The organism is Parafrankia elaeagni, from assembly GCF_000374165.1.
GTDB classification, from domain to species: domain Bacteria; phylum Actinomycetota; class Actinomycetes; order Frankiales; family Frankiaceae; genus Parafrankia; species Parafrankia elaeagni.
The window spans coordinates 24,463-32,554 of the sequence record NZ_KB893760.1 but is presented as its reverse complement, the minus strand read 5'-3'; the positions used below and the strand labels follow the sequence as shown (position 1 = coordinate 32,554).

7 protein-coding genes are annotated in these 8,092 nt (G+C 70.6%); 6 read left to right on the top strand and 1 reads right to left on the bottom strand.

Translation table 11 applies throughout. The features are described 5' to 3' along the window. Window positions 1-728 (bottom strand): hypothetical protein (locus B207_RS0125870; protein ID WP_026311455.1); only part of this gene is annotated, 728 nt, incomplete at its 3' end. 314 nt (window positions 729-1,042) lie between these two features. On the opposite strand from B207_RS0125870, the gene kdpF reads away from it, so the two are divergent. From kdpF to B207_RS0125835, 6 genes are all read left to right on the top strand, one after another. After that, window positions 1,043-1,132, top strand: a complete 90-nt coding sequence (kdpF, locus tag B207_RS35655; protein WP_018639579.1) for a K(+)-transporting ATPase subunit F — start codon at window positions 1,043-1,045, stop codon at window positions 1,130-1,132. Further along, complete coding sequence (gene kdpA / locus B207_RS0125855; protein ID WP_018639578.1) at window positions 1,132-2,841, top strand: potassium-transporting ATPase subunit KdpA; 1,710 nt, start codon at window positions 1,132-1,134, stop codon at window positions 2,839-2,841. Before kdpF ends, kdpA begins: the two co-directional genes overlap by 1 nt. 2 nt (window positions 2,842-2,843) lie before the next feature. Then, on the top strand, window positions 2,844-5,084 hold the full coding sequence (kdpB, locus tag B207_RS0125850) for a potassium-transporting ATPase subunit KdpB (protein WP_018639577.1): 2,241 nt from the start codon (window positions 2,844-2,846) through the stop codon (window positions 5,082-5,084). 3 nt (window positions 5,085-5,087) lie between these two features. Further along, complete coding sequence (locus B207_RS0125845; protein ID WP_018639576.1) at window positions 5,088-5,987, top strand: potassium-transporting ATPase subunit C; 900 nt, start codon at window positions 5,088-5,090, stop codon at window positions 5,985-5,987. 39 nt (window positions 5,988-6,026) lie between these two features. Next, window positions 6,027-7,199 carry a CaiB/BaiF CoA transferase family protein gene (locus B207_RS0125840; protein WP_018639575.1) on the top strand — a complete coding sequence of 391 codons (1,173 nt, stop codon included), beginning with the start codon at window positions 6,027-6,029 and terminating at the stop codon, window positions 7,197-7,199. A gap of 207 nt (window positions 7,200-7,406) precedes the next feature. Next, the gene (locus tag B207_RS0125835) at window positions 7,407-7,793 is read left to right on the top strand and encodes an ArsR/SmtB family transcription factor (protein ID WP_018639574.1); all 387 of its coding nucleotides are present in this window, start codon (window positions 7,407-7,409) and stop codon (window positions 7,791-7,793) included. Window positions 7,794-8,092: the final 299 nt, after the last annotated feature.

Here is an 8,092-nt window from a genome sequence, read left to right as displayed (position 1 = left end):
TCGGGCCCGCCGGTGAGCGCCACGACGACCCGTTCGCGGGTCTCCCAGGTGCCGCCGATGCCGTGGTCGGCGCGGTAGCGGTCGAGCTGGTCGTCGACCTTGCCGGCGAGCCAGAGCAGGGCGAGTTCGCGCAGCGCGGTGAGGTTGCCGACGCGGAAGTAGTTGGCCAGGGCGGCGTCCACCTTCTCCGGCCCGTAGACGTTGCCGTGCGCCATCCGGCGGCGTAGTGCCTCCGGGGCCATGTCGACGAGTTCGACCTGGTCGGCGCGGCGGACGACGTGGTCGGGAACGGTCTCGCGCTGTGGGACGCCGGTGATGGTCTCGACGACGTCGTTGAGTGACTCCAGGTGCTGGACGTTGACGGTGGAGATGACGTCGATGCCGGCGGCGAGCAGCTCCTGGACGTCGAGCCACCGTTTGGTGTGACGGCTGCCGGGGATGTTGGTGTGCGCCAGCTCGTCGACGAACGCGACCTCGGGGCGGCGCGCGAGGATCGCGTCGAGGTCCATCTCGGTGAACGATCCGCCCCGGTGTTCGAGGATCTGCCGGGGGATGATCTCCAGGCCGTCGAGCATCGCGGCGGTGCGTGGCCGGCCGTGGGTCTCGACGAAGCCGATGACGACGTCGGTGCCCCGGCCGGCGCGGCGGTGGGCCTCGTCGAGCGCGGCGTAGGTCTTGCCGACGCCCGGTGCGGCGCCCAGGTAGATCCGCAGGGTTCCTCGTGTCACCCGCCCATCGTGCGGTCGGCGACACTCTGCCGGAAGGCCCCGCAGCCGTCTCATCCGGCAATTTTGCTGATCGCCGTTAGTGTTCCGTTAGAAAGTGCCGCGTCGCTGTTAGAAACCTGTGAGAGATCGCCGGAACCGGGATCGACCGCGCTTTACTGGCGACGCTGCCCGCTCGACCATCCGTTTACGGCGGTCCAGACGGGCCCGGCTTTCGTCGCTGGCGAGGGAGGACACGTGCTCGACGTGGTGTACGTAGCGCTGACACTGGGGTGTTTCGCGCTGCTGGCGCTTGTTCTGCGGGGGGTCGAGCGGCTGTGACCGCGGAGAACATAGCCGGTCTCGTCCTGGCGACAGGGCTGGCGATCCTCATGATCGCGGCCCTGCTGTTCCCGGAGCGTTTCTAGTGTCCACTTCGATCGCGGGTGTTCTGGTTGTCCTGCTGCTGGTCGCCGCACTGGCGGCGACGTACCGGCCGTTCGGCGACTACATGTACCGGGTGTACACGAGCGAGAAGCACCTGCCGGTGGAACGGGCGGTCTACCGGCTGACCGGGGTGAATCCGAATGCAGGTCAGCGGTGGACCGTCTACGCCCGCAGCGTGCTCGCCTTCTCGCTGGTGTCCGTGCTGTTCCTGTACCTGATGCAGCGGGTCCAGGGTCGGCTGCCCTGGGATCTGGGCTTCTCGGGGGTCTCGCCCGCGCTGGCCTGGAACACCGCCGTGAGTTTCACGACGAACACGAACTGGCAGGCGTACTCCGGCGAGTCGACGATGTCGCACCTCACCCAGATGACCGGCCTGGCGGTGCAGAACTTCGCCTCGGCCGCTGTCGGCATCTCGGTGGCGATCGCGGTCGTGCGCGGTTTCGCGCGCCGCCGGGCGCCGGTGGCGTCCGGGCCGGGCAGCATGGACGAGGCCGTGGGCTCCGGTGACGAGATCGGTAACTTCTGGGTCGATCTGACCAGGACGATCGTGCGGATCCTGCTGCCGATCTCTGTCGTCGGCGCGGTCGTGCTGCTCGCCGGCGGGGTGGTCCAGAACCTGCACGGCAACCAGCTCGTGACGACGCTGGCCGGCGGCGAGCAGGCGATCACGGGTGGGCCGGTGGCCAGCCAGGAGGTCATCAAGGAGCTCGGCACCAACGGCGGCGGCTTCTACAACGTCAACTCGGCGCATCCGTTCGAGAACCCGGCGGCGTGGACGAGCCTGTTCGAGATCTACCTCCTGTTGATGATCGCCTTCTCGCTGCCGCGCACCTTCGGCCGGATCGTGGGTGACAGACGGCAGGGGCTGGCGATCGTCGCGGCGATGGCGCTGATCGCACTGGGCAGCCTCACGGTGAACCTGGCCTTCCAGGGCGCGCACCACGGCACTGTTCCCGAGGCCGTCGGTGCGGCCACGGAGGGCACGGAGGCCCGTTTCGGTGTCGCGAACTCGGCGCTTTTCGCCACCGCCACCACGCTGACCTCCACCGGCGCGGTGAACTCCTTCCATGACTCCTACACAAGCCTCGGCGGTGCCTCGCTGCTGTTCAACATGATGCTGGGCGAGGTCGCGCCGGGCGGTGTCGGCTCAGGTCTGTACGGAATGCTGGTACTGGCCGTGGTCACGGTGTTCGTCGCCGGACTGATGATCGGTCGTACCCCGGAGTACGTCGGGAAGAAGATCGGTGCGCGGGAGATGAAGTTCGCGTCGCTGTACTTCCTGACCACACCGATCATCGTGCTGCTCGGAACCGGGACCGCGATGGCGCTGCCCGGCCAGCGGGCCGCCATGCTCAACTCCGGCGCGCACGGCCTGTCCGAGGTCCTCTACGCCTTCACCTCCGCCGGGAACAACAACGGATCGGCCTTCGCCGGAATCACCGTGAACACCACCTGGTACAACACCGCGCTCGGCCTGGCGATGATGTTCGGCCGGTTCCTGCCGATGATTTTCGTGCTGGGGCTGGCGGGCGCGCTGGCCCGGCAGGCGCCGCTACCCGCCACCGCCGGAACGCTGCCGACGCACCGGCCTCAGTTCGTCGGGATGCTCGCCGGCGTCACTCTGATCATCGTGGCGCTCACCTTCTTTCCCGCGCTGGCTCTCGGGCCCCTCGCGGAAGGGATTCACTGACCATGAGTACCACCGCCATCGCCGCGCACACGGACGCCTCGCACACGGACGCCTCGCGGAGCGGGCGGCAGGCGCCGCCGGCTGTGCCGCGCCGGGTCGGGGGCGGCCTGCTCGACCCGAAGCAGCTCTGGAAGTCGCTGCCGAGCGCGGTGCGCAAGCTCGACCCGCGCACCCTGTGGCACAACCCGGTGATGCTGATCGTCGAGGTCGGCGCCGTGTTCACCACTGTTCTCGCGATCACCGACCCGTCGACGTTCGGCTGGCTGATCACGACCTGGCTGTGGCTGACCGTGATCTTCGCCAACCTCGCCGAGGCCGTCGCGGAGGGCCGCGGCAAGGCACAGGCACAGGCCCTGCGCCTGGCCAAAACCGAGACGGTCGCCCGCCGGCTCGTCGGCTGGCGTGCGGGCCAGGCCGTCGGGAGCGCCACGGTCGAGAGCGTGCCCGCGCCGCGACTGGCCCAGTACGACCTTGTCGTGGTCGAGGCGGGGGAGCTCATCCCCGGCGACGGGGACATCGTCGAGGGTATCGCCAGTGTGGACGAGTCGGCGATCACCGGCGAGTCGGCGCCGGTGATCCGCGAGTCGGGTGGTGACCGCTCGTCGGTGACCGGCGGAACGAGGGTGCTTTCCGACCAGATCGTCGTGCGGATCACCCAGAAGCCGGGCGAGAGCTTCATCGACCGGATGATCGCCCTGGTCGAGGGGGCGAACCGGCGGAAGACCCCGAACGAGATCGCGCTCAACATCCTGCTGGCCGCACTCACCGTCATCTTCCTGTTGGCTGTTGCCACCCTGCAGCCGCTGGCGATCTACGCGAAGGCGCAGCAGCCGGCGCTGCCGGACAGCTCCACCCTGACCGGTGACGGGATCACCGGGATCGTGCTGGCGTCGCTGCTGGTCTGCCTGATCCCGACCACCATCGGTGCGCTGCTCTCCGCGATCGGAATAGCCGGGATGGACCGGCTCGTCCAGCGCAACGTGCTCGCGATGAGCGGCCGGGCGGTCGAGGCCGCCGGTGACGTCAACACCCTGCTGCTCGACAAGACCGGAACCATTACCCTTGGTAACCGGCAGGCCAGTGCGTTCATCGCCGTCGAGGGCGTGAGCGAGACCGAACTGGCGGACGCCGCCCAGCTCTCCTCGCTCGCGGACGAAACCCCCGAGGGCCGTTCGGTGGTCGTGTTCGCCAAGGAGCGGTACGGCCTGCGCGAACGCGTCCCCGGCGAGTTGCGGCACGCGACGTTCGTGCACTTCACCGCCCAGACCAGGATGTCCGGCGTCGACCTCGCCGCCGGGCCCGCGGACGGCGTGGGGCCGAGCCCCGAGGCGGGGGTGCGGCGGGTCCGCAAGGGTGCGGCGAGCGCGGTCACCCGGTGGGTGCGGGAGCACGGCGGCCAGGTTCCGGCGGAGCTCGGCGAGGTGGTCGACGGCATCTCCGCCTCGGGGGGCACCCCGCTCGTCGTCGGTGAGGTCATCGACGCCCCGTCGGGCCCGTCCGCGCGGGTGCTCGGCGTCATCCAGCTCAAGGACGTCGTGAAGTCCGGCATGCGGGAACGGTTCGACGCCATGCGCCGGATGGGCATCCGCACCGTCATGATCACCGGGGACAACCCGCTCACCGCGAAGGCGATCGCCGAGGAGGCGGGAGTCGACGACTTCCTCGCCGAGGCCACCCCGGAGGACAAGCTCGCGCTGATCCGCCGGGAGCAGGCCGACGGCAAGCTGGTCGCGATGACCGGCGACGGCACCAACGACGCGCCCGCGCTCGCGCAGGCCGACGTCGGGGTGGCGATGAACACCGGCACGTCGGCCGCGAAGGAGGCCGGCAACATGGTCGACCTCGACAGCAANCCGACGAAGCTGATCGAGATCGTCGAGATCGGCAAGCAGCTGCTCATCACCCGCGGGGCGCTGACGACCTTCTCCATCGCCAACGACGTCGCCAAGTACTTCGCGATCATCCCGGCGATGTTCGCCGGCGTCCACTCCGGCCTGGACACGCTCAACGTCATGCGGCTGGCCAGCCCCGAGTCGGCGATCCTCTCCGCGGTCATCTTCAACGCCCTCGTCATCGTCGCGCTGATCCCGCTCGCGCTGCGGGGCGTGCGCTACACCCCGGCCAGCGCCTCGAAGCTGCTCAGCCGCAACCTCTACCTCTACGGCCTGGGCGGGATCGTCGTCCCCTTCATCGGTATCAAGGCCATCGATCTTCTCGTCCAGTTCGTCCCGGGAGTGGGCTGAACCATGCCGACACGGTTTCCGTCCTGGCTGCGCCAGCACCTCGCGGCGCTGCGCACCCTGCTCGTCCTCACCGTCCTGCTCGGCCTCGCCTACCCGCTGGCGATCCTCGCCCTCGCCCAGCTCCCCGGCCTGAAGGACAACGCGGACGGGTCCTTCGTCACCAGCGCCGAGGGCCGGCGGGTCGGCTCGTCCCTGATCGGCCAGTCGTTCACCGACACCGACGGCAACGCGCTGGCCCGGTACTTCCAGAGCCGGCCCTCGGCCGCCGGGGAGGGCTACGACCCGACCTCCACCTCGGCGTCCAACCTGGGCCCCGAGGACGTCGTCGACACCTTCGACGATCCGGCCACCCCCGACGAGGACGAGAGCGGGCAGAGCCTGCTCACCCAGGTCTGCGCACGCAGCCTGGCGATCGGCGAGCGGGAAGGAGTCGACGGCGGACGCAAGTACTGCACCGCCTCGGGCGTCGGGGCCGTCCTCGCCGTCCACCACGCCGGCCCTGGTTTCGACGGCCCGGTCACCCGGGTGGTCAGCGTCAACGAGGCCTGCCCCACCACCCCGTTCCTCGCCACCTACCAGGGGGTCGCGGTCACCTGCCGGGAGCCCGGTGACGACATCGCCGCCGGTGAGCGGATCGTCGTCCGCGGCGGCGCTCCCGACAACCCGGCCGTGCCCGCCGACGCCGTGACCGCCAGCGGCAGCGGCCTCGACCCCGGCATCAGCCCGGCCTACGCCGAGCTGCAGATCCCCCGGGTCGCCCGTGAACGCGGGCTGCCCGTCGACCAGGTCTCGGCCCTCGTCGACGAGAACACCACCGGACGGGCCCTGGGCTTCATCGGCGAACCGAGCGTCAACGTCCTCGCGCTGAACCTCGATCTGGACCGCGTGTCCGCGGGGCCCTGAGCCAGGCTGGACAGCTGGACAGCTGGATAGGTTCGACCGGTGCCGTTCCCCCTGCGCGGGATCCGCGTCCTCGACCTTTCTCGTTCCTTCCCCGGTGGTTACTGCACACGGTTGCTCGCCGACCTCGGGGCCGAGGTGGTCAAGGTCGAGGCGCCGGGTGTCGGCGACCCGTTGCGGGGCCCGGCCGGGACCTCGCCGACCCACGTCGGGCTGAACCACGCCAAGAAATCCATCACGCTCGACACCCGAGGCGAGGCTGGGATCGAGGTGCTGCGCAAGCTCGTCGCCTCGGCGGACGCCGTCGTCGACAGCGCTCGGCCGGGTGCCCGGGAGGCGGCGGGCTTCGCGTACGCGCAGGCGGCCGAGGTGAACCCGCGGCTGGTCTGGGCGAGTCTGTCGTCGTTCGGCCTCGACGGCCCGTACGCCGGCCGTGCCGGGCACGAGATCACCTTCCTCGGCCACTCCGGAGCCCTGGCCGCGATCGCGGAGCAGCTTCCGTGGATGCCGCAGACGCCGATCGCCGCACCGCTGGCGGGAGCGGTCGCGGCGATGGCCGTCTCCGCCTCGCTCGCCCGGGTGGCGCACACCGGCGTCGGCTCCTTCGTCGACGTCTCGCTCGACGACGTCGCGACCTGGATGCTGTCCGGTATGCCGGGCCGGTTCTCGGGCGTCGAGTCCGGCATGGGCTGGGCGGCGGGCCGCCGGCTCTACCGGTGCGCCGACGGCCGGTGGGTGACGGTCGCCGCCGCGGAGCCCCGGACCTGGCAGGCACTGTGCCGGGTGCTCGGTGCCGAGGACCTGGTCGAACGGTTGCGGGCCGGTGCGGACGAGCAGGTGGCGATGGCGGAGCGGTTCGAGAAGGTGTTCGTGACGAGGCCGGCGGCGGCCTGGGTCGCCTCGGATCCCGAGGCGACGATCGGGGCGGTGAACGAGGGGCCGGATCTGGTGGACGACCCGCACGCCGCGGCCCGCGGCACGCTCGTGGACGTCGCGGGGACGCTGGTCCCCGCGGCACCGTTCCGTTTCGGTGACGGCGAAGGGCGACGGTTGCCGGCACCGGCACCCGCCGCACAGGCACCCGCCGCACCGGCACCCGCCGCGCCGCCGCCTGCCGGACCGCCGGTGCTGGGCGGCGACACCGACGACGTGCTTCGCGCGGCCGGGGTCAGCGACGAGGAGCTGGCCCGGCTGCGGGCCCACGGCACAATCTGATGACACCGCGCTTCGCTCAGGCTTGCGGGTCTCGTTCCGCTCAGGACGCGCGGGCCGCGGACACCGCTTTGACAGCCGTCCTGATCAGATCGGCTACCGCGGCCGGCTGGGAGAACATCGCCGCCGAGACCGGAGGCCTGGCTGTCCCGAGGTGAGAGCGCCGTGGGGCGGGTGTCCGGCCGGTGGCGCGGGTGCGAGAATCGCCCCATGCACCGGTTGGACGCCCGGGCCCAGCACCGGCTCATCGACGGCGATCGGGCGTGCGACGCGGTGGCCGCGATCGGCGACCGGGCCGACGTCGCCCGCTGGGCCGGCGTCTTCGCCATGCTCGGCGAACCGGGCCGGCTGGCGATTCTGCTGGCCATCCACTACGCCGGCCCGATCTCGGTCTCCGACCTGGCCGCCGCGGTCGGTATGAACGACGCGGCGGTCTCGCAGGCGCTGCGGCTGCTGCGCCACCAGCAGGCCGTCGTCGCCGAGCGGGACGGGCGGGTGATCCGATACCGGCTCGTCGATCCCGTCGTCGGCGATCTGCTGACCCGGGTACGCCCCGAGCCGGTGCTGCATCACGGTCCCGCGGCACACGCCCGCTGAACCTGGCCTCCACTGCGCCAGCCGTGGTGACTCCACGCAAGTAGATCATGCATGAGGCGTGTCGTCTCGTTACACATGTCGGGTGGCACCTGTCGTGGGCGAATCGTGAAGTTCACACCGCCCCTGCTGTTTGCGTATCCGCATTGACGTGCAGGTGGGCGACCCGTACGCTGGCGGAGCTTCAGGACAATGATCGGAAGCCGGTGTGAATCCGGCGCGGTCGCGCCACTGTGAACGGTGCCCGTCCTCGACGGTCACCGTGAGCCAGACCCGACGTTGTCCGTTCTCCGTTTAACGGC